Raw genomic sequence first — 25,099 nt, 5'->3', positions numbered from 1 at the left:
ATTAGGATTTGCTTAACTTGAAACTCTTATGATTCAAGTTCTTCCAGTCAATAAAAATAATGAATAAAACCTTTGGTTCAGAAGCGGCTATTTGTTTTCATTTATGATGCTTTTAAAAGGGCATTTATGTCTATTTATGCCATTTGTGTCATAAAGTGACATATGGAATGGGGGAGTATTTTTTATATGGTTTAATTGACTAAAATTTGCTTCATAATCAATCGGAAGATGTTGCAACAGAAAGATGATTTAGACAATTTATTAATTTAAATTTTAGCAATTATGGCAAGACAGAAAGGCATAATTAAATTGAAAGGCACTATCGGGGATATTACTTTTTATAAAACTCAGGACGGTCATTTGGCTCGTGAAAAAGGAGGAATTGACGCTAGCAGAATTAAGAATGATCCTGCTTTTCAAAGAACCCGTGAAAATGGGGCTGAATTTGGAAGAGCTGGAAAGGCTGGAAAGATTTTAAGAACGGCTTTGAGAGCTGTTTTGATAAATTCTGCTGACGGAAGAATGGTAAGTCGTCTTACACAACAAATGGTCAAAGTTATTCAAGCTGATGTTACCAGCGTGAGAGGGTTGCGAAATATTATTGATGGAGAAGCAGAATTATTATCTGGTTTTGAGTTCAACATCAGAGGGAAATTGGGAACTAGTTTATTTGCTCCTTTTGTGGGAACAATTGACCGTGCTACGGGAGATATTAGTGTTGATTTAGCTTCTTTTATTCCAACGAATATGATTATAGCTCCAAGTGGATCTACTCACTTTAAAATTATTTCAGCAGGAGCAGAAATTGATTTTGAAGCAGAAACTTTTGTTGTTACCAATTCAGAAACTGCTATTCTTCCATGGGATACCGCTCCTACAGTTGCTATCAGTCAAACTAATCCAGTAACTCCGGGGAGTACAAAACCTTTATTTTTAGCTTTGGGAGTTGAGTTTTATCAAGAAGTAAATGGGCAAATGTATTCCTTGAAAAATGGATCCTACAACCCATTAGCATTGGTACAAGTAAGCGGATTGTAAGATGGTTTTAGTACTATCCAGAACTTATTTCCCTGATGGAACAAACGGAAAACTCGAATATGAGGGCAAATTCATCTGTTGTACTATTGAATTACCTTGGAAAAATAACGAGAAAAGGGTTTCCTGCATTCCGGAAGGGAAATATTTATTAAGAAAGCGATATAGTCGGAAATTTCAATGGCATATTGAGGTAGTTGATGTAAAAAACAGAAGTTTGATTTTGTTTCATCCTGCCAATAATGCTCAAAAAGAATTAAATGGTTGTATTGCTCCTATAACGAAATTTTCTGGACCTGGCTTAGGTCTTCAATCGCGACAAGCTTTTGTTAAATTGAAAAATTTAGTATACAAAACTTTGGAGCGAGAGGAAAAGGTTTTATTAATTATTCAATCTTAAAATTCTAATTATGAATATAGTAAAAAGAGCAAAAGCTCCAACACCTAAATTTTTTAAAGTGCTTCGAAATATAGGATTAGCATTGGCTACTGTTGGCGCAACTATTTTAGCAGCGCCAGTTGCTCTACCCATTATTGTTAGTTCAATTGGAGGTTATTTGGCTGTTGCTGGCGGTGTACTATCGGCCGTAAGTCAGATTACAACCAGCAGCGAAGATGCTAATGCAAGCAAGTAATCATACATTAATGGGTACCGCTGGCGGTACATTTTTAAGTGTATTGCCGAATTTGCATTCGGAAGATGTTTTAAAAACGGTTGTACTAGCATCTGTTGGTGCCTTTGTTAGTTTTACAATATCTTTAGTACTCAAATTTTTTATTAAGAAGCACAAAAAATAGTTTGATTCGAGTTGTGGTGACCTAGAATTAGACATTAAAATGCCCTTTCCTAATGGATTGGGCATTTTTTATTTCTAAAAATTAATTTTCTTCAAATAGGTTTAAAGTAACTTCTTCAATTACTACTTCAGCACAAGAACAATATAGCCCATTATATTTTGCACTGTCAATTGCCTTATTTCTGGTATCAAAAACTCCAAAGCAAACTCTTGAAGCTTTACTCTTCCAATTATCTGTTTGATATAAAATAAAAAGTTTCATTTTTTTTGCTTTAAGTTTATAATTATTTCCTGTAATACTTGTAAATAATGACTTTACGTAAGTCATTGATAAGATTTATATTTTTATGCAATTGTTTTTCATTTTGCTCTAAAAGTTTGAGTGCTGCAACATTTTTAATATGTTCATCATGCTCTTGCATCATCAGATTAGCTTTTGTGTAAAACTCGTTTTTGAAGTCCGAAAGTCGTAAAAATGGAATTATGGAACCAACTAATGATTGGTGCCAGAATTTGGATTTCCATAAACTATAGGCCAACCAATACACTGTTTCGGCATCTTCTTCGTTTTGAAATAGGATTACAAAACTATTGGTATATGGTTCTTTTTGAGGCTTGCCACTGTTCATCCCTTTGTTAAGTATGAAGATTTGGTTTGCTTTGTAAACGGCATTTTTTTGGTGTGTTTTAATGATGAATTTTGGCATCGTACATTGGTGTTAGGGATTCGACCTTAATTTTTTGAAAAGAAAAAAGAGAAAAAAAGAAAGCCGTTATAACAGCAGAAATGAAGAACGAAAATGGAGGAAGGAACGACCGACTGAAAGTGAGGAATGGATGCTATGTTTGCTGTGTTTTTTTCTCTTTCTTTTCAAGAAATTGCACTATTGTCTTGTTGAGGTTCCTCTGGGGACTTTATTATGGAAACGGCAATCAAACACCCCCAAGCACCGCAGTCTTGTCCTTTTCGGACGAGACGAGGAGCGCAGAGGCGGGGTTGCGGCAATCGAACAGCCACCTGAAGCCGAGAATTGCAGCTGGCGAGGGACGAGACGCAAAATGAAGGAGTAAGGGCGTGAAACGGCGGGGGAGAAAATAAGAGACAGCCTGTGGCGTTCCTTGATTTAGGGCGAAGTGACGTTTTTCACGGAACGGCGCCAACCCCGATGGCTGTGCGAAGGAGCAACCGCTGAAAAAATAAAGGGCGACAGACATAATACTGCTGGAATGTAGTGGAACGTAGCTTGCGGAGTGTAACGGAATGAAGCGGTATTGTGGATGTAATAGCCCTGCCAAACGAAGGAAGTGAACGTGTGAAGATGAGGAACGAAACAGTGCAAAAAAACAGCTGCTTATTTTCAAGCTGCTGTTTTTTTTAGTGCTGTGAAGTGTCTGCGGAATGGAGGGAGACCTAATTATTGTATTGAAAGAATAAAATGTTTATTTGCGAAAAGCGTTCTTATATAAATGTAAGGTTGACTGACTGTAGCTGCCGAACGGAACAAAGAGAACGACCGAAGAGAGACCGCTTGATTGCCCGTGATGTTTAACAATTATTTTTCAGTTCATCCTCTTTATATTTTAAATCCTTTTGTATATTTGCATTATATAATAACAAACACACGTCAATATACAATAAGATTTGCACGGCATAATTTAATAAATAACCCACAGCATAATACAATGCTTAAAACACAAATTATACCGATTATACAATCGAACAGTATACTAAATATAAATGGTATTAAATGGCAACACCAGGAGAAAAATTAGCTGCATCATTAGAATTGCTTCAAAAGCTACAGGACCAAAAAATCGTTGGTATCAAAGCAACGGATTTGAGTCGGGTGCATAAAGAACGCTTGATAGATCAAGGTTTTATTCGTGAAGTTTTTAAAGGATGGTATATTTCTGTTCCACATGATGAAAGAAAAGGAGATAGCACCTCTTGGTATACTTCCTATTGGGGGTTTTGCTCGAGGTATTTAAAAGATCGTTATGGAGATGATTATTGTGTTGCTGCAGACCAATCCTTGTTGATGCATGCCGGAAATGATTCTGTACCTCATCAAATGATTATTCGATCTACAAAAGGGAATAATTCACTAACTCCTTTACTTTTTAACACCACTTTGTTTACCATGAAATCTCCATTGTCGGACATAGAATCGATTGAGATTATAAAGGGACTTAGAATTTTAAATTTGGCTTCTTCTATTGTTTATTGTTCCCCTTCTTTATTTACAAGTAATCCAACAGATGTCAGAACTGCTTTAAGTTTAATTAGCGACGCATCGGAACTATTAGGAATGCTACTTGATGGCGGGCATAGTCTAAAGGCTGGAAGAATTGTAGGTGCTTTTAGAAATATTGGTCAGGATAAAATTGCAAATGACATTCAAAAAACAATGAAGTCTGCAGGTTATGATGTTAGAGAAGTGGATCCGTTTGAGCAAAAAACACCCATAACTTTGTCGACTCGGGAACGGTCTCCTTATGTTAACAGAATACGGTTGATGTGGCATGAGATGCGAAAGGTAGTTATTGCCGTTTTCCCGAAATCTTTGGGAATACCTAATGACAAAGCAGGTTATTTAAAACGTATTGAAGAAATTTATATCACAGATGCCTATCACTCTTTATCGATTGAAAAATACCGAGTAACTCCAGAACTGATTGAAAGGGTTCGAAGTGGGACATGGAATGCCAAAGAAAATGAAGATGACAGAAAGCAACGTGATGCCATGGCAGCCAGAGGCTATTGGCAAGCCTTTAATGCTGTTAAAATAAGTGTTAGTCATATTTTAGACGGGAAAAATGCGGGAAAAGTAGCTGATGAAGAGCATGGAGACTGGTATCGAGAATTGTTTGCACCCAGTGTTGCCATTGGTTTGTTGAAGCCTTCTGATTTAGCAGGTTATAGAACACATCAGGTTTATATAGGTCAGTCTAAACATGTTCCTATAAATAGAGATGGAATACGAGATGTAATGCCTACTCTTTTTGAATTATTGGAGCAAGAGGAAGAAGCATCGGTTCGAGCGGTATTGGGTCATTTTATTTTTGTTTTTATTCATCCTTATATGGATGGAAATGGACGTATTGGACGCTTTTTGATGAATGCCATGTTGTCTTCCGGAGGCTATCCATGGACCGTAATACCCGTTGAAGAAAGAGATGCCTACATGGACGCCCTTGAGCAGGCAAGTGTGGATCAGAATATTGAACCCTTTGCCAGATTTATTGCCTATTTAGTTGAAGCCTCTATCAATGGGAAACCAATTGCTAAGATTTAATTGAATGCTCTTCGATTGTTTGAAATGTGAATTTTTATTGTTATTTATTTGGAATAATTGGTTTTAGTTTGGAAAAACAGGTGTAAAATAGTATTATTTTGGAAAAACGGGTAAAAAGTATCTATGATTGGTGAAAAGCACTTATTTTATTTACAAAAAGGTGTTTTGACGGCGATTATCGCCGTTGTAATGGATTTATTTAGATACTGTGTTCACTTTTTTTTAATGTTCACGAAAACGTGAACACGCATTATTTGTGAACAAGAATAAAACTAAACTATTTTCCATTATAAATACTTTATGATGATAAAACGGATTTAATTTTCCAGTAAAATGGTGTTTTTGGAAAATATTTTCCATTATAAAAGAATTAATATCTTTTTCAATACTAAACCTCATATTACATATCGCAATATGCAACATGCGTTCACTTTTTTTGTTTGTTCACGAAAACGTGAACGGATGTTTTTTGCGAACATTGGAGTATTGGATATAAATAACGATGTTGATTTTATATAAAAATTACTCTCGTTTTGTTTTCTGATGGTAACCATTATCCTTGTTTGGTAAACTTAAAATCGCACAATAAACTTGATTGGTTTATTGTGCAGATTTACGTTTATCGTTCTAGTATTAAATCTATTATAAACAAGTTTATTAGCCTTTACTCATTGATTATATCATGTTTAAAGTGCTCATGAATCATATAAAAAGCAAATGTTTTTTGGCAGATGAATGAGGTAATGACTTACAAAATTATTTACTTTATCATTTTTTTTTGCAATTTTGTTAATGCCACCTTTTGTTGATTCACAAGAATATCTAACTTATCGAATATCAATTTTAACTTTTTACCGTTTTTGAATTTTTCTATTTCTGATTCTTGTTCAGATGATTTGTAAATGGTATGATTAGACTGAAGAAGACCTAATAATGATTCAACAAGATCATTTTCCTTCTTAGAAAGTGGTATCACATTATCAGCAGTCTTATGCTCTAAAATTTGTAAAACTGCATTTGCCAAAATTATAATTTCAAAAATCTCCATTGTGTTATTTTTGACTAACAAAATGAAGTTGTACCAGTCGACATCTTTCTCTTTATCTAAATTATCGAGGTTGAAGAATCTTGAAAATGAATACTGTCTATCTTTTAATCCCTCTATAATTTTAATTACTGGTTTAAGATTTTCTATAGGTTGTTCGATTGGCAAAAACTTTTTATTTTTCCATAACTGCATTATTAAATCTGCACATTCGGCTTGCAATTTGCTTTTTTCTTCTGGATTTTCACAAATCTCAATATTGCGCATTAGTTCAGCCACATATTGTGCCATCCATTTTCCTAATGTATCATGGCTATCTTCAAGTCCTAGCTGTTTTATAATTTTACTGCCCAATTCTAAAATCTGGCTCTCTGAGTGTTTTGACTGTTCCATCGGGTTTAATTAAATAAAGTTTTACTGTATTATGAGCTGTACCATACTGGTAATCCCGCTCCTTTAGCTGCCTATCTATATAACATTTAATTACCAAAGATTTGCCTGTAGTTTTCAGGATTTTCAATAAATATTTTTTATCTACCTGCAGACGATCTCCAGAAGTTTCATAACTATGATATCGTTCATCGACCACGTTACTCCAAGATTGAAATTTTGAAACCAATTTGTTATCGTGATAACCTTCTTTTCGATTTGCTGAAAATTTAAGTTCGAAAATTGACTGAATGTATTTTCCTAGCGATATAAAATATTTTGCATTATCTGTTGACATACCGTCATGTTTATCTAAGGTATCATCTTTTCCTCTATATTCTCTTAGCCAGCCAAGCATTTGAAAATCTTCATTATCATTTTCTACTTCTTTCTCTTTTTCTAAAGGAATACTATAGTCATGCCTATCTTTTGTATTTACTAAAGCCCTTAAGAGCGCATCAGAAGTTTTTGTGGATACAAGACATGAGCGAACATGTATATCTTCAGTGACATCGCCATCGTATGTCTTTAAATTCCAAAAAACATTTAAAAAAGGATTTTCAGTTTTAATCTGAACAGCTTCATCGTAGACTTCGGTTGATATTTCATCTTTCCATTTTTTATCATAGATTCTTGTTTCAGATAGCCAAAACCTACTTTCCATTGGTATTTCATCGGTCATGTCATAAAGCCATTGCTGCCCCCAAGAAATGGCATTTGATTTTAGCCATCCATTCCAATTCCCCATATAACTTTTTTCAACAAGTGGAATTGTTGTAATTAATTCATTGGCTGCGCAAAATATAGCATGGTACTCATAATATGTTCTCAAATTCTCAATTACAGGCAGGCTACCATGATCATTACGTGTTAAGTAGTAATCATTACCATGTGTAAAAGTATGGTCATCTTTATGTGGGTCACCGCGATAGTTCCAAATATTTGAAATATAATTATCGCATAATCTGGCAATGTCATTTTCAGACATATTGAATTTTCGAGCCAAAGGACCAAACCAATATGGCAAAGTGTCCATTGAATCAAAATGGAAAATTGTTTTTTTGCCTGTACCTGATTTTACCAATTTCATTTTTGATCTATCTTCTTTTACAGATTCAAAATTGTTTTTAAGAGTACTTTTTATAGATGCAATCGTATCACGATTATATATCTCACCATTAGCTTTTATTAAGTTTAGACAGGTTTTTTTAATTAAATGTCTTATGAGCGCGTGAGGCAGAGTTTCATCTTTCAGTTCAGCATAGATTTTGTCTGCAAATCCATATAGCGCAGATGGATTTTCTTCACTCACCCGCATTATTCCAATCCATAAATAAAGCTTAGATGACATCCAATAAAAAGTAAAATTTTCCTGTTGAAATGGAGTGCAATGGGGATTATTTTGTTCACTAAATAAAATATTTAATAAATCTATACAGCCTAAATTGATTACTCTGCGGACAGCATGTACAGCATTCCAACGTATTCTTTTATCAGGATGTCCCAATATGTATCTTAATACACCTGCGATGACCTCGTTGTGATTTTGGGGAGGAATTAGATTTTCATTCCAAACGCTTTTATTCGTTTCCTTCTTTATTTTAAGATTCCATCTGTCAAGCGACCATGCAATGATAACTTCATTCTCTTCTGGAGTAAGATTGTATTTTAATAATTCAATGGCTGAATATATCGCTTCTGAAAATAAGACATCTATTTTTCCAGCGAAAATATCTGTTAAGAGTTTTGAGAGTTTATTGTTTTCAATCCCAAATAGTTCTGCAAATCTATATACTAACCAAATCTTAACTCCATAACCTTCATCAATAAATTCAGAAAACCATAATTCAATAAATATTTTGAAATTATCCGCAGCCCAATTTCTCACTACCGGATTAATTTTCCATTCTGAAAGCCTTTGTTCAAATGCCTTTTCTATTGAGAAAAAATCAATTATATCCTTATCCAAATTAAGAATAGCGTCTAGTTGAGGAGCCTGATCTTTTACTGAGCATTTTACTTTTAAATCCTCTAATAAATTATCTACTGTAAGACGATGTTCATATTTTTCTAAATCTATAGAAATGCTTTTTATAGCTTCTTCCAATGAGGCAGTAGATGTTGAGTTTATGGAAGACACATCAAGATTGTGTTTTTGTTCTCTATCCTTGTATTTTGGATAGTTACTATCTGACTTTTTAAACTTTATAATTTTTTGGAATTCAGTATGTTCATGTAATTCATTTTTAATTTCAGTTGTAACAAAGCGATTATCTTTTATTTCGTCATAAATGACCTGAAGAAAAGAATGATTGTGACGTAATTTAAATTGTTTAATTGTTGCCTTTAAAAAATAATTCAGTTCTGTTGCCTTGCTATTTTTGCTAAATCTATCGATAAGATTTTTATAAATGTGTAGGTTATCATCATCTTGATAGTCTTCTGGTATTGTGAGCAATGATGCAACAACATTATCATCGACATCATTGTTATCCAACGTTTGTTTCAGTATCGTTTTCAAACTTCTGAAGAAATATCCAATGTCTTTGTGATTCCACCTGCAAGTGATTGCATATGCACTTCGAATGTCTAAATTTATCAAACCAATAATTCCGTCATAAAACGGAAAATGGTCATATCCACTTAAACTCTCATAACTGAATTCGATAAATCGCGAAAATTCATATGCCAATTTTGGATTTTCTTTTGGAATGCCCATTTTGGTCAAACTGCTCAACCCTTTAATCTGATCAAATGCTTCAATATCAATTCCTGAAACTGCATCAACGGCTCTGTTGAAATAATGCTGGCCAATGGAACTATCAATTTTTGTAGCTATCAGCGCACAATCAATATAATATTCAACGGCATCATGCGCTAACAAATTTAAAATAGCTACAGATGTATCAATTTCATTTAGTAATGTCAGTGTAATTGTATTTTTTGACTGGCTGTAGACGAGAATTTGGGCAATTAATATTCTTAATGGAATCTGATACTCATTCTTATTTTTTGCAGACTCAATAATTTCTGCAATAAAAGAATTTTGATTTTCTGCTATATTAATTAATGGCAAAAGCTTGATAGCTAAAAAATTTAGGAGACCGGTTGACTCATGGCTTTTGTGATATCTGATTTCCCAATCACCCTTTATTTTACTTGTTAGTTTATGGAATTCTATTAATGCCTGGTCGTTAGTTATTTTTCCTGTGTAATAATTAGCATTAAGTCTATAAATCGGAATAGCAAGATTAAAGAATCTTTGAAAATCATTTTTGTCTCTTGAATTGCGATCACGAGTATCATAATCTTTCTCCTTATCAGATATAGTAAGACTTTTAGGGTAATAATTTTCAATATTGAAGTCCTGATCATTAATTACTTCCTGAATAGCTTTTTTCCTTAAATACAAATCCATTTCTACATCTTCAGGACTACGATGATATTTATTGTAAAAAGAAGGAACTCTATTAAGCGAAGTTGTTTCTATACGATCCAGAATCTCTAATATATCACGATGGTTAACTTCTCTTTTTTTAAGCAATAGTTCGCAGAACTCTATTAGCTGACCTCTGAAATGTTTAGCAAAACGTAATTTGTCAATAGATTGCAGAAATTGCTTAGCAATACTGGTAATATCTATATATTCTGTTTTTTCAAATTGATGTAATTTATTAATGATTAGTATATTTACTTCAAGTGGCAAATCTATCTGATGTATCCATTTTTCTATCTCATCATTTGTCGATATGCTAAAAACATTATCCATAAAGATCAGAGCAGAAAATAAACGGACTTCTTTAGGTTTCCATCTGTTAATCCAAGTAATTGCACTTTCGACACCTTTTAGTCGTAAATATGCCTCCATACCGTATGCAAGATCTTCATTTATTATACTATAATTTCCGCGTTCTTCTTTCGCAAGTCTTTGACGCAAATCAATCCATTTTTCGACAATCTTTAAATGATCTTTTGCTTTCTTATGTGTTTCTTCATTTCTTGAATAAATAGCAGCCAGTTTAAAATTAAAAGAACCGCCCCACGCACTTTCTTCTGAATTCCTATTTATTTTATAGAGAGAGGAATCATCACTAAATAGCGCTGATAATTCTGCATTATCAATCAACAATTTTGTGAGTGCAGTTTCTTTCTTTGCTTCATCGGCAGCAATCATTAAAAGCTTGAAGTAGGTAATTTTATCATCTTCATGACTACTAAGTTTCATAGCCAATTTCGTCCTCTCGATATAAATTTCCTTGCTTCTAATAGGATCAGAAGGCATATCTCGAAATTTATTTTCAATCACAATATCTTTCAACTCATTTTTATACGCAGCATCATATAATGCAAAACCTAAGTTTATAGATGCATATTCGCTACTATCAGCTTCTTCGATGAACAGATTTGCAATTTGTGTTTTTGTTTGACTGTCGACTTCAAATTTTTCCCGTATAAAATTTTCAAAATCCTCATCCCTAAATGATAACAATCCATTATGCAATACTAGCCCGTGCCATATATCAGTAGATAAATCTGTATAGAATACAGAATCTTCCGGATTGAGTTTTTGAAGATATGAAAGGGGAACCGGTCGTGGCAAGGCAATAAGAAGTCTAAAGAAATCTTCAATAATGCGATGTCCATTATCTCCAATTCTTTTAGCTGCTTCAGTAATCCTATCTAAAATTAGGTCTTTTACTTCTTTACCATTAGGCTTCAAATAATTAATCACTTCCTGAATACCCATTTTCTTGAAATCCAATGTATAAGACTGTACGCGAGGAATACCTGAAGTAAGTTTATGGAAATCTGCTATTTCCCGGTCACTTAAGGAAGGAAAATAATTTTGAATATATGCAGTAGTTTCTGGCAAGCTAAAATTCTGCAATGGAATGTCAATGTAACCATGAGGTAATTTCAATGTATTTTTTCTATTTGTTCTGGTCGTCACCACGAGCTTAAATCCGTCAGGAAGATTCTCATTCATAAGATCTTGTACAAAACTTTCTGATAAGCTATTGTCCGCAGCCGTTATGCTATTGTCCGCAGCATCAATTATAAGAAGTAAATATGCGGATGGGTTTCGTTTTCTTAATATGTCTATTGCCTTGCGAACCCGTTTAAAAAACTGTTTCAAAAAAATATGTGAATCCTCTTGCCTTAACAATAAAAATGGAGTGCTGAGTTTTTTTGCCAATTCATTACTCAACTGTGTTAAGGCTTCGCGATGGTCGTGTCTTTTATCTGATGGATTGAGATAATCACCACCACCATAACAATCGAATAGAAGACTTTCGCAATGATTCGGAACGGTTGAAGCTATTAATTGTGAGATTGTAGATTTTCCAATTCCCGCTCCTCCATGCAGGCAAATTGCGGATGAAGTATTATTAATTTCATTAAGAATGTCAGGAAGTTGTTCCCGGTCAATTTTATTTTGGATTAGTTCAAATTTTTGATTGACTGGAAATAAGTCATCTAAAACACATTTAAAACACATTAACAAATCTTCTTTTGTAATGTAATTATTAGCTTTAGACTCTGGCATCATTTTTTTCCAAACCAACGTATGAAGCGCATTGTATTCATCAGTTGAGCTTGTACTTAATGAACTTATCGTTTTGTAGATTTCTTCATTTAAAAATTCTCTTGACAATGCACCACAATCATCTAAATCGAAAATACTGAGAAAGTCTGAAAATTCGAAACTTGACAATCCTGACGCGTGGTAAATTTTCGCAATTGCAGTTTTTTCAGATTTCGAGAAATCTACTCCTATTTTGTCATATTCGACCGGCTTTTTATCCAATAAATTATAAGCGCTTTGGAACTTTAGAAGTGTGTTTTTTTGAGCAGAATTAAAATTTCTATTACTTATAAATTTCAGAGATAATTTGCTCAATGTTTCGTCTCTGCCATGTTCATCAAAAAAAGTTTTAAATATTAACGCCAGCTTATTAATAATGGATTTTTCTATTCCCTTTCCATTTTTTGATTCGTATAATTTATAGAAAGTCCATTCTTCGTCAGCTCTTCTAGTGCTATATTTTAATTGAGAAACAATAACTTTAGTTGCTTCCTTAAAATTCTCTTCACCATAAAACTCTACAATATCAATACCTAATAATTTTCTACCTGTTGGGTCGATTTTTTCACTTTCAGCTAAACCGATGCCTTCAATTGTAATTGCTTTTAAACCAAATTCATCAAAATTTAAAAGGTCAAAAGTTTTTTTAATACCCCATAAAATATGAAAGTCATCTCCTGCATTTGATTCAGGTGCTTCGGAAACTGTTTTTATTTTTCCCATCAAATTTTATGTTTTTGTTCCAGATACACGAATGTAACGTTATCTAAACTTTAATTAGATTGTTTTTCTGAAAAATCCTGTCAATAACGAGCATTTACTTCGGAAACTTGTATTTTTTGTGAACATAGGAATATAAATAACGAGGGCGATTTTACATGAAAATTACTCTTGTATTGTTTTTGAGGGTAAGGATTGCCCTTGTTTAGTAAACTTGAAATTGCATAATAAACCAATAAGGTTTATTATGATAAAAGAGGTTTATCGTTTCGGTATTTAAGATACTAAATATTGATACAAGCGAGCAAGGCACGGATTGCAAATCCGCGCTAGCGGTTTTTTTTTTTTTTACTATAGTTACTCGAAAATATAAGAAAAAGATTAAAATATTTTTTCCAAACCTTTTAATAAGTTGTATATATTTGATGATATAGAAATGTTATAGCCAATTTCCCAGAACATTATCTTTTAAATCAAAACTCAAATTATGGAATACGAAGAATTAGTTGACAGTCTATCTGAAAAAACAGGAATTAATAGAAATTTATTCAATCTTGATTTTGAAGAAAGCAACAAAAATGGTTTAATTCTAATAGATGGGAAGGATGTACATAATTATTTTTTTTCTAGATATGAATATTGGCAAAACTCCGATTATGGAGGCTGGAAAAGTATTGCTTTGTATGTTCCAAACGGAATAATTACTGAATTTTTAACGGCTTTAAATCAGGTTTTTGAAGAACTGGACGAAGAAACTATTGATCTTGATAACATACCAGAAGAATTCACTTATAGTTCAGATGATGGTGGATTTAATGTTTTGCTTGGGCAAAGTAAAGGCGAATATTACAGAATAGAATTTGCTCAACCTAATAAATAAGAAACTGGTTGGCATTTTCAAATCAAAATAACGAAGAAATCGAAAAGACAATTTCGACTGTATGTGAGAATTTAAAGCTCAAAGAAACTGCTATATTCTGTGGAGCTGGAATTTCATTTAACTCGGGACTTCCATTAGTAAACGACTTGTTGAAATATATTCTTAAATTAATTGAAGTAAATAATATTGATGCCGATAAACTTTTACAATCAAATTTACCATTTGAAGCATTTATTCAAACTTTGACAGAAGAAGCAAGTGTTGACGATATTTTGGAAATATTTTCGAAAGGAGAACCAAATACAAATCACGACCTAATTGCAGAACTATTGAATTTAGGTTATGTAAAAACTGTTTTGACTACCAACTTCGACACTCTAATTGAAAGATCATTGATTAAAATAGGCTTAACAGAAGGTACAAATTACCAAGTTTTTTCGACAGAAAAAGAATTTGAAAATATTGAATGGCAAAGTGACATCATCAAGATAATAAAAATTCACGGCTGTATTTCAAACACGAAAGAAATGGCAATTACGTTGGAATTAGTCGCAAGAAGAACTATAAACCAGCATAAAAGTAATCTTATCTCATCTTTTTTTTCAAGTACAATCAATCCAAATTTACTTATTTTCGGCTATAGCTGCTCTGACTTATTTGACATATCACCAATAATTGAATCTGTGGCTGATAATAAAAGTCAAATCACATTTCTAGAACATCATTCATCTGATACAGAAATTAAAAGTGAAGATATTTCATTGAAAGACTTCAAAAATCCATTTCAAGATTACATTGGAAAACGAATTTATTTTCATACTGATGAATTCACAAAGCAAATATGGAAAAGCACTTTTTCAAAACCTTACGAATTAAAACGATTTGAAATTTCTTGGAAAGAAAATATTGACAAGTGGTTACAAGAAGCCGCAGTGTATTCTTCTGGAATGAAAAATCAAATTTCAGCAAGACTATTTTACGACATTGGCGAATATAGTCTTTCCATTAAATTATGGGAACAAGGTTTATCTATTGCACAAAAAGAAAATAACCTCGTGTTTTTCTATGCACAACTCGGGAATATTGGGATGGCATTAAATGCCATTGGCAAATTTACTGATGCTAAAAAATGTTTGGAAGAATCTGTAAAGGCTTGTAGAGAAATTGTTAATATTCAAGGTGAAATATCTCAATTACAGGCATTAGGAAACATCTATAGAAATTTGAGAGAATTCGACAATGCAATTGAATCTCTCAATAAGGCTGTATCACTAGCCGAAAAAAACGAATCAGATAGTTTGTGTTCTTCTTTAGGTAATTTAGCTACTGTATATAATCAAATTGAAGATTATGACAACGCAATCAAAATTCTTCAAAAAGGTTTAGTTATTGCACTTGTTACAGGAAGTAAACAATCTGAAGGAAGTATGCTGACCAGTTTAGGAATAGCATTTTTTCAAAAAGGAAACATTGATAAGGCTGTTAATTTTGTAATGGAAAGTATAAAAGTAACGAGACAAATTGGTGATAGACGAGGTGAGTGTATGTCACTTCATAATTTATCGAATTTTTGTTTACAAATTAAAGATTATGAAAATTGTTTTAAGCATTCAAAGAATGGACTTGAAATTGCAAAAGAAATCGGGATAAGACCAAGTGAAGCTGCTGCATATTATAACATAGGAACTTGTTACTTTTTTAAAGGAGAACAAGAATCTGCAATTTTTCATCTTAAAAAAGCTATTGAAATTTATACTGAAATCTTTGGCGAGAATCATTCACATACAGCTTCTGCAATAAATGCTTTGACAAGAGCTGAGCAATTTCCAGACTCTAACAAAATGACGAAAATGATAATGAAATAAAAGAGCAGCAGCTAATGGCTTAATTCTCGCTGATAACTAAAAGTTTGTTTTATATTTGCGATAGCTCGTTGACATTCACGCCACTGAGGCACGCCACCGGACGTTAGCGAAAACCTTTTAAAAATCGTAGCTAAAAACAACAAAATACATTAAATGTTCACAAAATTTCTTTTAATACAAAAGCTAGAGCAAGATGGTAATGCGAAATTTCATCTTATTAAATCAGATTATTTACAATGGACATTTGAAAATAGAAGAACGCAAATTGAATCTGATTCAGTTATTTTCCCTTTCGTAGTGTTAAGTGAAGACATAAAAATACAAAGTCATCCTCCGCAACCAGAAACAAAAATTTATGTTCGAGAGAATGAAATCACATTCGCTGATGATTATGCTGTCCCAGAAGGATTTACAATTGGAATATTATTTCCGGAAAATTACATACCAACCGTTTTAAAATTTAAAGATAAACCCGTAATTCCAATTGGTCTGCAAGGGCAATTTGTAGCAAATGCACAAGGACAATTTCAAATTTTATATAATAGGATAGCAAAACGAAGTGCAATAATTTTTAATATCCATCAAAATGTTTGTTTTGGTTTTAAATGCATTGCGAGAAAAGTTACTGATGAAAACTTCCCTCAAAATGAGAGCATAACTGCTGATGATTTTTTTGATGTAATTATTGATACTGAATTTCTGAAAATTGACGCAATTACAAACGACGATTTAAAGATTATAAATAAAACTCTTGAAGCTACAGATTTAGACGATGTTAAAAATGCAATTAACGAAGTCTTACTTGCTTTAAAATCTGGAGATAAAAAAGAAGCAAAATCTTTACTTGACAAACTTGGAAAATATGTCTTAAATGGCATCTCTTTGACTGGTAATTTAACAAAGATTATTGATTCATACAATGAAGATGGTGCGCCACAACAATTTATTGCCAAACTTTTAGAATATTTAAATCTATAAATGAGGCATCCGAATCGATAATATAAAAATATATGAATGCTACGAAAGAAGAACTAATTAGATTCTTAGAAGAAAATGTATTGGTTCCTGTTGAAACGAACCCTAATGCTGACGTAACAATCAAGCGAAAAGTAAATGCAACTAGAATGAGATTAAATGATCAAGTAAGTGCAGAAAAGGTTGAACAGTATTTTTGGAGCGCAATGGCAACAGATAATGGAATAGATTCCTATAAAAAAATATCAGATATAGGTGCGCCAACTTTTGAAGATGTAAGAGATGAATTTAAAAAATTATGCGGGAATAAGTAATTATTTGATCGTCGAATTAATGGAAAAAACTGAAAACACTTTATATTAGAAAGCTCTATTCCTTTATATTTTTATGAATTGCTTTTTGAATTTCCATAATACACATTTCCAGCTCTTTCTTTATTTCTTTACTCCAAAAACGAATTATTTTCCAGCCTTGGGCTGTTAGGTAGCTGTTGACTTCAATGTCTCTTTGAATATTCCTTTCTATTTTCTTATACCAAAATTCCTGATTGCTTTTAATACGGTTTTTTTGGGTTTCCCAATCTTTGCCGTGGAAGAACTCACTATCGACGAAAATTGCAATTTTGTATTTTTTAAAAGTAAGGTCGGGTTTACCAAAAATGGTTTTGTTGTTCTTTCTGTATCGATACCCTAAATGCCATAACGCTTTTGCCAGACGGATCTCGTCTTTGGTTCCGGTGCTTTTAATGGCACGCATGTTTTTGGAGCGTTGGGATGGAGTATGAACATCCATAACAATTAGATATTAAAAATGTAAACCAAATTTAGAAACTTTTTTCACAGACTCTAAAGCTTTTATAAGGTTTATTTCTTTTATTATTTCGTCTTTAATGATAGATTTAAAAACTGATTTTAAGTTTGATAATTCAAGTGCATCATAAATTTTTGTTTGCTCACCAATATCAAATATTTTATTCCAGTCATTTTTACTAATTAATTTTAATCTATCGTAAACTGCTTTTATATCAATTATTTCTTTTTCAATTTCATTTGACATTTCCTTAATAATTTCTATATCAATATTATTCTCTTCAATAATTTTTAAGACTTTATTACCTAATGAAATATCTCTTGAATTTAAATTTTTAGCTTTTTTAACTTTATTTGAAATTTCCCAAATATCTGTTGAAAAAGGATTTAAAAAATCATCCGTTAAAGAATATTTTGATAAGCCATCCCAAAACTTATTGCCAAAGCTCATTATCTTGACAATATCCATTAAATTATTTTCTGATTTATTCTCTAAAATATCAGTTTCAATCTCTCTTTTCGAAACTTCACTTTCTTCGATCAAAAGAGATTTAATTACTTTTAAATCAAGATTGTAAGTTTGTTCTTTTAGTAATTTCCAGCTAGATTCTTTTTTGGCATATTCAGAAATCAGAGAGTTATTTGATGATTTTACCAGATGATTGTATACAAAAACAATTAGTTTTCTATAAACTTCTTCTAACGCAGTTGGGATTTTTTGATCCTCATATATTTTCCATAAGTCTAAACGATTATCTGTCAGATAATAAAAATATGATAAGGTATAGGCTACCGTAAATGATTTTAGATTCGTATCACCAATTGCATCTATGTTTTTTCTACCAAATAATTTATCAACTGATTTAAATAATACTGCGTTTGCGATTAATTTTTTATAAAAATTCTCCCCTGGCAATTTATTTCTCTTAACCAATTCATTTATTTTTTTTGTATAATGAATAAAGTTCTTTTGCGCTCCTTGTGACACAAAGTAAGGCTCCAGTTCTGAAAGATTAATAAATTTTGCAACATCCGATTTTAAGAATTTTTGATTAGTAGGGTTCTGCTCTTTAAACTTCCTTTGTTGCGCAGCTGTTGCTAATTTATTTAACGATTCTCTATATTGACCATTAACTCGTTCAAAATACCATAACGTAGACTGGCTTTTATTATCAGGATTAACCACATATTTCTTTCTTGATAATGATTCAATCTGAACAAAATATGGATTATTTGATGACAAATCTAATTCAGAAACTTTATTTTGACTATTTGCATATCTCGCAATATTTGGCACTTCTATGTTTTTTTGCTCAATATCTTTAATTACAGTTAATTTCATCTGAACAAATACCTTCCCTAAGTCCGCATCTTTATATTTTTTTTGAGTATGAAATAATGATGCCGTTGTCTGACCACCATTTACAATTTGAAAGTCATTCAACTTCGTCAGGTATAATTGATTCTCAACAATTATAGTTTCTACATTTTCAGCAGTTGCAGTTATTCCATTATTGTAAGGTAAAAACATCTGTGGCTTATCCCGAATTGTATCCCGTATTCCTTTATTATATTTTCCTGTTTGTCCTAAAAAAGCGCGAACGTTACTTTCTAATAATTCATTAGAATATTCTTTATATAATTTTGAAAGTACATCACCAGGAATAATTGCCAAATAACATTCATATAATTCATTTAAATCAGGAACTTTTAAACATTGAATTCCATGACTACTCACTGTTATTAAATCTTTAAATTCAATTTCTATGGGTTCTCTATTGCTTGTAGACTCACTCAATTTATAAAATCTCGGAATATCCCAAACATGAATAAAAACATCTAAATTTTCATACCCTTTGATTGTTGTTTTCTCTAAATCATGATTGGAATTACCATTAATTAAAAAATAGATATTAACTCTGTCAAAGTTGGATTTTTGCTTTATAATAATTTTTAAAAGTGCATTCAATTCAGTTTGTGCCGGATCAATATAATCGATATGTCCTTTTAAAGCCGCATTTAAAAATTTTTTTATTTGATTTATATTTTTAGTAAAATCTTCTTTTGGAATATTATAATTATATGAAGTATGATTAAAATTAGTTATAAAAAGATCCAAAGTTTCAAAATAAACTTTATTATCATCATCCCTGAATTCATCTCTCAGACAATATCCATTCATCTTCCAGTCTATTCTTCCCTGAGAATCCGGATGAATAAATGATAAAACTCTCGCTCCTTCTGATTTACCTATACTGTCTAATATTTCAATGCAATGTTCGGTATATTTGTCTTCAAAACTGGCACCATCGCCATCTGAATAAACCAAAGCTGCTACATCAGACTGAACAGATTCTATATAATTTTTTAATCCTCTTTCCATTAGTTTACTAATTCAATAACTGATTCAACATTTACAACAAAAGGCTCTATGGCAGACAGCTCAATATAATATGACGCATTATAAACTCCTGATGCTAAGTCCGACGAAACTATTTTTGGGAAATCATTCTCTACTAAATATTTATAATTCTTTTTGAGAGCGTATTGACCATTATAATTTTCAAAATCCTCATCAAAGTAGCCAACCAATATTAATCTTTCATTAAAGAATTTCAGCGCATTGTGATTGCCTGTTATTTTATTCCGAATTTGTTCAATTATTGAGTTAAGTGAAAACCCTCTGTCCTTAACTTGTTCGGCAACATATAGAATTAAATACAAATGAGATAAATTCTGTGCATCTAATTGTCTTTCACTTGTAATTCTTATTTTTGGGGTTTTTGAAGATGTGAATTTTACTTCTATCCCTTTAGATCCAAATAAAAAATCTTTGTCCTCATAATCCGGACCTGTCCAACTTTCAAGGAGGTTGTCAATTGGATGATTCTCGTCTAAAAAGGAATTGAATAATAAAAGTTCTCCAATTAATCCTTTCTGACTTTCTAAAGTAAGCCCCTGAAAATTTATCTTATCAAATAATTTTTTCCATTTTAATACAACATTTGAAGTTTCAATTAGTGCCTCATTTTCGGTAACACAATCTAATACCTCTTCCAGAATATTTTCAATAAACAAACTAAAGATGTCCTTCAGCTGATTGTCTAAAAGATAGATATTCAACTCTTTTGAATCATTAAAATCAAAAGTATGTATCAGAAGTCCCTTAAATTTAAAATTTTTAAATTCGGGTAAAACAGCATTTTTAGAAATTTCCAGAATGAATAAATGGTTACCGGTCTTATGGTTTGTTGCTGCATAACATTTAAACTGAGGAATATCTTCAATTCTGGTTTTAATTATAATTTCATCTGTTGGGGTTTGATTTGCCCAAATGGATTTAATATCTATCATAATTATTCGTTTTCAGGATTATCATCATCTTCCATTGGCTCATTTTCAAAATCATCTTTTGTAATCGCCATATATGATACTTTAACTTCATCGTCAATTTTTGGAAAATGCAGACTATAACCTATTATAGGCACTCCAAAATCAACATTTGAAGTTCCACGTTCGTCAAGAGCATATAACAATAATAATCCTTTTTTCTCAGCGGCTCTTCTTTCCTTGATTGTACCAACTCCATTTTCCAATAAATCTACCTGTCTGTCAACGGTATCATCAATCTGGTTTTTAGTGATTTTATATAATTCGTGAGGTTCAGTTTGATTTCTTACGCTACAAGATAATTCAATTAAATCAATGCCTAATTCTATTGAATATTTCTTAGCCGGCCATGGTTTTCTCGAATCTTTATTTGGTGTTTTTCCTTGTATCTGATCATATAGATAAACCTCTGAATCTGTATTCGATACAATACAGACATTCCATTCTTTAATGTTGTTTTTTGATTTCTGTTGTTTTATATACTCAGTAATTACTTCATTATTTATTGATGGAATATTAATTTTATAATTATTTATAAATTCATTTAGAAGTTCAGTATCAACATCTTTATACAGAACGTATCTTATTTTTTTTCTTTTTTCTATTAATTCAGTTGGCTTGCCAAGTCTTTTAAATAAAGTTGAAAACGAACTGAAATTATTAGATACCGACTTCTTATCTTTTAAAAGCAGGTAAGTTTGTGGATTCGAACCGGAAAATGAAATTGTAATGTTTTGTGCCCAATATAATTTAGCTACACTGGTTACTGTCATTAACCCATGATGATTCCGAACTTTTAATCTAAAATCTTTGGGTCTTTGATGAGTTATTGTCATTTCATCAAAATCATTTCTCATTTCTTCTGTGGCCATAGTAATATGATTAAACCACTCATAAATTTGTTCTGTTGTAAAAAGCCTGCATAAATCAACATAACCTGGTCTATATCCAAACCATCTTCCCATTTGCATTAAGGAATCATACATTTTAGTAGTTCTTAAATAATAACTAACAGAAAGGCCTTCTAAGGTAATTCCCCTAGCAAGTCTGCTTCCTCCAACTGCAATAACAGACAAGCCATTTTCATATCTGCCATAGTCAATTTCTTCTATGTTATGATATTCCAAGTTGGTTGTAGATCTTGTTCCATGAACTGACCTCACATCAATTTTAGATACTGCGTTTTTTAATTCCGATCTTACATCTTCCCAAAGGTGATTCTTTATTCTTACATCAGTATAGTCCAGATTTTCTAGAGTGCTTATCGTGGTCGGTTCGTAATCATTTTCAAATAATTCTTTTAATTCCTGAATGAATTTCGGATCATTACTTTCGATTTTATTTTTAAATTCTCTGATTTTTTCATTTACCAATAATGCAACTCGATCAATCCATTTTACATATAAAGCGACGTGAACTAACATTGAATTATGCTTTTTATCATGACCTCTTAATCTACGGATTGTACATGTTAGAATAAATGACTTTATAGCCAACTCTAAACTTTCCGGTAAGTATTCCGGCAGATCATCTTTGTTGTTTTTATTTATAGTTGTAAAAAAAGGTGGGTCATAGTCATCAATTTTTCTAAAAACGTCAAGCGGCTCATTAATTATTCCGGTTACTGGATCTTCTAACCCAAAAACCTTTGCAGCTCCAATATAATTTTTTGCAGCTTTAATGTTTATTATGAAATCCCTAGGAAATAAATCATCCCCAATTAAATATTCTTTTCCTTTTACTACTGTTTTTAATTCATTATTATATTCCTGAGAAATAAATAGGTTAGCATACGGGGTTGCAGTATATCCGATAAAAGTATTTTGATCAAAAACATTTAATAATGTTCGAATCAATTTATTGATTGTTTTGACGTCATTTATATCTTTTGAAGCATTAACGGAAGCTGCATCTGCTTCATCATCAATTATTAAAACCGGTACATCAAATAATTTAGGGTGACCGTCAATTGTTTTAATATTATCGTTTTTAGAAAACCAGTCAATTAAATTTTCCAGAATTCCTTTGTTTTTTTTGATCACAAAAACGACAGGATTTTTCCCAATTGGTATATTCAATCTATTGGCAATTGCCTGATTAAAATCACCTTCATCACCTGTTTTATAATAAGAAGAAGATAAGGAATAAATATCTGTTCCCACTTTATATTTACCGGCTCCTATAATTCTATTTTCCCCATTATTATTTATGAAAGCAGAACTACTTCTACCAATATAACCTTCATCTATTCTTTCTTGGGTTTGTCTTCTTAAAGAGCTAATTGTACCTGCAATAACAATAATTACCTTGTATCCGGCATCAGTTGCTTTATTTATAAGGCCTACATAGTTTGATGTTTTACCAGACTGAACGTGTCCGACAACCATTCCTCTTCTATCCCATGAACCTTCTATTTTAGGATTGACACATTTATCTAAAATTTTATCAGTAAAATCATCCAAATCATTGACCGGAAAAGAAGGATCTTTTTCAGCCATATAGGATTTATATCTGTGCCAGAGTTCCCAATTTATATTTACTTTATTTTCTTTTACCCATGGCTCTATATCTTCAGATAACATTGTTATTGATCCCTTACCAATACTGAAGTCCGCCATTAATATTTCAAATAAATCGTCCTTATCAATTGGTTGAGTTGGGTCAATGTTTATTATGGAAACCTTTTCAATAATTTGTTTAATTATATCCTCTGTTAATTTACCATTTGTTTTTTCGTGATTTAGTAGCGTATGTGCAATTGCTCTTGCGGAATGTTTTATATCGTTCATTTTAAATAATCATTGATTAAAGGGAAAAAATTAAATGGTGTTGCGTTCATTATTTGTTGACGTGATAATGATTCCGGGATCCCTTGGGATTTATATATTTCAAATAATTCTACTGCCAATTTAATTAAATCATCACTTGGTTTTTCTGTGATTTTTTCCAATTCATGAAATGAAGGGTCTTCGTTTTGATTATATAAAATTAACTCTACTGGAATATTTTCTTCTAGTAATTTCAAAGCTTTAGAAAATAATTTATTTGTATTATCTGATTCCAACAGCTGCTTTATTATCGGGTGTTTTTTGTTTATTTTATATTTTTTAATTCCTTCTCTATTGGTTTCGTCTTTCCATAAGCTTTCAAATGAAGCATTTCCATTTTCATTAGAAATTGTTTTCTGGCCTCTCCAATTGTAAATTTTAGCAGACTTCATAACTGCAATTTTTGCTATTCTGGATAATTCCTTTCTAATCTCAATAGGAGGTATTGCTGTAGATTTTTTTATATCTAAATTCCAGTCGAAATCATTTGCATTGGGAAAGTTTATCGCTATTCTTGCTAATTTTGAATATTCCCTTTTCTTTTCTATTCCTAACCAATCTCCTGAAACCAATAATCTATCCCCTCTGTAAACATAAAAACCTTGTTGCTGGTACCAACCTAAAGGACCACCCGATTTTTCATAATCTTCAGTGCTGATTTTTGACATGTGTGGCAGTATGAAATAGGTTACTTCAACATTATTAAGAAGTAATTCTGTTTGCCCCATTTCAGGTTTTGGATTTAAATTTAAAAGGAACGGATTCCAAGGATCAATTTCATAAGTATTTGAAATCAGCTTAATTTTTTTGCTTTCTATAAATTTATGAAAAACAAGACCAAGATGTTCTTTAACCGTTATCATTTCTTGGTAAAATGCGTTTTTTACTGATTCATTTTCTTCATTAGCATTTCCTATAATACGATCTAGAGATTCCCAAATTATAAGAGTTCCACTTGATAATTCATCTACTTTTTTTAAATAGGATTCGTCAGAAATAAAATCCAATAAAGTCCATTCTTCCTCCTGATTAATAAAGTCAATATCCCAGCATCGTTTTATCGTATTGAAACCTTCTTTTTTTGTAACAACTGTCAGTCTTTTGCATTGGGAAAAAGAAGCAGTCTTTAAACCCATACCGAATCTACCTAAGTCTTTTTCATCCCTCAAGTCTTCCGGATCTTTGCTTCCAGGTGTCATTGCAATAATCAACTCTTCTAAATTCATTCCTTTACCATTATCAAGAATTGAAATGAATGAATCTTTACCTTTCCATAAATAATCTATAGTTATTCGATTTGCATTAGCTGAGATACTATTATCAACAATATCTGCTATTGCCGTGGATAAATTATATCCAAAACTTCTATAAGAATTGATTGTAGATTTTGGATTTGGTTTGGCGTTTTCGGCTTTGTATTGGTGCATTAAATTATCATTTTTA

General features: G+C 31.8%; 17 protein-coding genes. 8 read left to right on the top strand and 9 right to left on the bottom strand.

Going from position 1 to position 25,099, the window contains the following annotated elements; all coding sequences use genetic code 11:
- Positions 1 to 282 precede the first annotated feature (282 nt).
- The 3 genes from OA85_RS02150 to OA85_RS02140 are packed head-to-tail and all read left to right on the top strand — an operon-like array spanning position 283 to position 1,670.
- A complete protein-coding gene (locus OA85_RS02150; protein ID WP_039107864.1) occupies positions 283 to 1,038 on the top strand; it encodes a hypothetical protein in 756 nt (251 codons plus the stop codon).
- A gap of 1 nt (position 1,039) precedes the next feature.
- Positions 1,040 to 1,435 (top strand): DUF5675 family protein, encoded by a 396-nt coding sequence (locus OA85_RS02145; RefSeq protein ID WP_039107863.1) that lies wholly within the window; start codon positions 1,040 to 1,042, stop codon positions 1,433 to 1,435.
- A gap of 10 nt (positions 1,436 to 1,445) precedes the next feature.
- Entirely contained in the window at positions 1,446 to 1,670 is a 225-nt protein-coding gene (locus OA85_RS02140) for a hypothetical protein (RefSeq protein ID WP_039107862.1), read from the top strand.
- A gap of 244 nt (positions 1,671 to 1,914) precedes the next feature.
- On the opposite strand, the gene OA85_RS02135 is transcribed toward OA85_RS02140, so the two are convergent.
- Both OA85_RS02135 and OA85_RS02130 read right to left on the bottom strand, forming a co-directional pair.
- Positions 1,915 to 2,094 carry a hypothetical protein gene (locus OA85_RS02135; RefSeq protein WP_039109286.1) on the bottom strand — a complete coding sequence of 60 codons (180 nt, stop codon included), beginning with the start codon at positions 2,092 to 2,094 and terminating at the stop codon, positions 1,915 to 1,917.
- Between the two features lie 22 nt (positions 2,095 to 2,116).
- Entirely contained in the window at positions 2,117 to 2,539 is a 423-nt protein-coding gene (locus OA85_RS02130; protein WP_039107861.1) for a hypothetical protein, read from the bottom strand.
- A 1,041-nt stretch (positions 2,540 to 3,580) separates the two neighbouring features.
- Between OA85_RS02130 and OA85_RS02125 the strand changes: the two genes are divergently transcribed.
- The gene (locus tag OA85_RS02125) at positions 3,581 to 5,128 is read left to right on the top strand and encodes a Fic family protein (RefSeq protein ID WP_039107860.1); all 1,548 of its coding nucleotides are present in this window, start codon (positions 3,581 to 3,583) and stop codon (positions 5,126 to 5,128) included.
- Positions 5,129 to 5,888: 760 nt separating this feature from the next.
- Here the strand turns inward: OA85_RS02125 and OA85_RS16950 are convergent.
- The gene (locus OA85_RS16950; RefSeq protein ID WP_052257114.1) at positions 5,889 to 6,566 is read right to left on the bottom strand and encodes a hypothetical protein; all 678 of its coding nucleotides are present in this window, start codon (positions 6,564 to 6,566) and stop codon (positions 5,889 to 5,891) included.
- Positions 6,517 to 12,912, bottom strand: a complete 6,396-nt coding sequence (locus OA85_RS02115; protein ID WP_039107859.1) for a hypothetical protein — start codon at positions 12,910 to 12,912, stop codon at positions 6,517 to 6,519. Before OA85_RS02115 ends, OA85_RS16950 begins: the two co-directional genes overlap by 50 nt.
- Before the next feature lie 484 nt (positions 12,913 to 13,396).
- Between OA85_RS02115 and OA85_RS02110 the strand changes: the two genes are divergently transcribed.
- The 4 genes from OA85_RS02110 (at position 13,397) to OA85_RS02095 (ending at position 16,943) form a co-directional block, all read left to right on the top strand.
- On the top strand, positions 13,397 to 13,789 hold the full coding sequence (locus tag OA85_RS02110) for a hypothetical protein (RefSeq protein ID WP_039107858.1): 393 nt from the start codon (positions 13,397 to 13,399) through the stop codon (positions 13,787 to 13,789).
- 8 nt (positions 13,790 to 13,797) lie between these two features.
- Entirely contained in the window at positions 13,798 to 15,654 is a 1,857-nt protein-coding gene (locus OA85_RS02105; RefSeq protein WP_039107857.1) for a tetratricopeptide repeat protein, read from the top strand.
- A gap of 153 nt (positions 15,655 to 15,807) precedes the next feature.
- Positions 15,808 to 16,632, top strand: coding sequence for a hypothetical protein (locus OA85_RS02100; RefSeq protein ID WP_039107856.1), 825 nt, complete (start codon positions 15,808 to 15,810; stop codon positions 16,630 to 16,632).
- Between the two features lie 32 nt (positions 16,633 to 16,664).
- Positions 16,665 to 16,943: a hypothetical protein gene (locus OA85_RS02095; protein WP_039107855.1), complete on the top strand. Its 279-nt coding sequence runs from the start codon at positions 16,665 to 16,667 to the stop codon at positions 16,941 to 16,943.
- Between the two features lie 55 nt (positions 16,944 to 16,998).
- Here OA85_RS02095 and OA85_RS02090 read toward each other — a convergent pair whose 3' ends face one another.
- The 5 genes from OA85_RS02090 to OA85_RS02070 are packed head-to-tail and all read right to left on the bottom strand — an operon-like array spanning position 16,999 to position 25,083.
- Complete coding sequence (locus tag OA85_RS02090) at positions 16,999 to 17,421, bottom strand: very short patch repair endonuclease (protein ID WP_039107854.1); 423 nt, start codon at positions 17,419 to 17,421, stop codon at positions 16,999 to 17,001.
- A 12-nt stretch (positions 17,422 to 17,433) separates the two neighbouring features.
- A complete protein-coding gene (locus tag OA85_RS02085) occupies positions 17,434 to 19,821 on the bottom strand; it encodes an AIPR family protein (protein ID WP_039107853.1) in 2,388 nt (795 codons plus the stop codon).
- Positions 19,821 to 20,792, bottom strand: coding sequence for a PD-(D/E)XK motif protein (locus OA85_RS02080; RefSeq protein ID WP_039107852.1), 972 nt, complete (start codon positions 20,790 to 20,792; stop codon positions 19,821 to 19,823). Before OA85_RS02080 ends, OA85_RS02085 begins: the two co-directional genes overlap by 1 nt.
- A gap of 2 nt (positions 20,793 to 20,794) precedes the next feature.
- Positions 20,795 to 23,617, bottom strand: coding sequence for a Z1 domain-containing protein (locus tag OA85_RS02075; protein ID WP_039107851.1), 2,823 nt, complete (start codon positions 23,615 to 23,617; stop codon positions 20,795 to 20,797).
- On the bottom strand, positions 23,614 to 25,083 hold the full coding sequence (locus tag OA85_RS02070) for an ATP-binding protein (protein WP_039107850.1): 1,470 nt from the start codon (positions 25,081 to 25,083) through the stop codon (positions 23,614 to 23,616). The genes OA85_RS02075 and OA85_RS02070 overlap by 4 nt, the downstream gene beginning before the upstream one ends.
- Positions 25,084 to 25,099 lie beyond the last annotated feature (16 nt).

The organism is Flavobacterium sp. AED, from assembly GCF_000812945.1.
GTDB lineage: Bacteria > Bacteroidota > Bacteroidia > Flavobacteriales > Flavobacteriaceae > Flavobacterium.
Note: the sequence above shows the minus strand (reverse complement) of the source record. Positions and strands in the feature narration are given on the sequence as shown.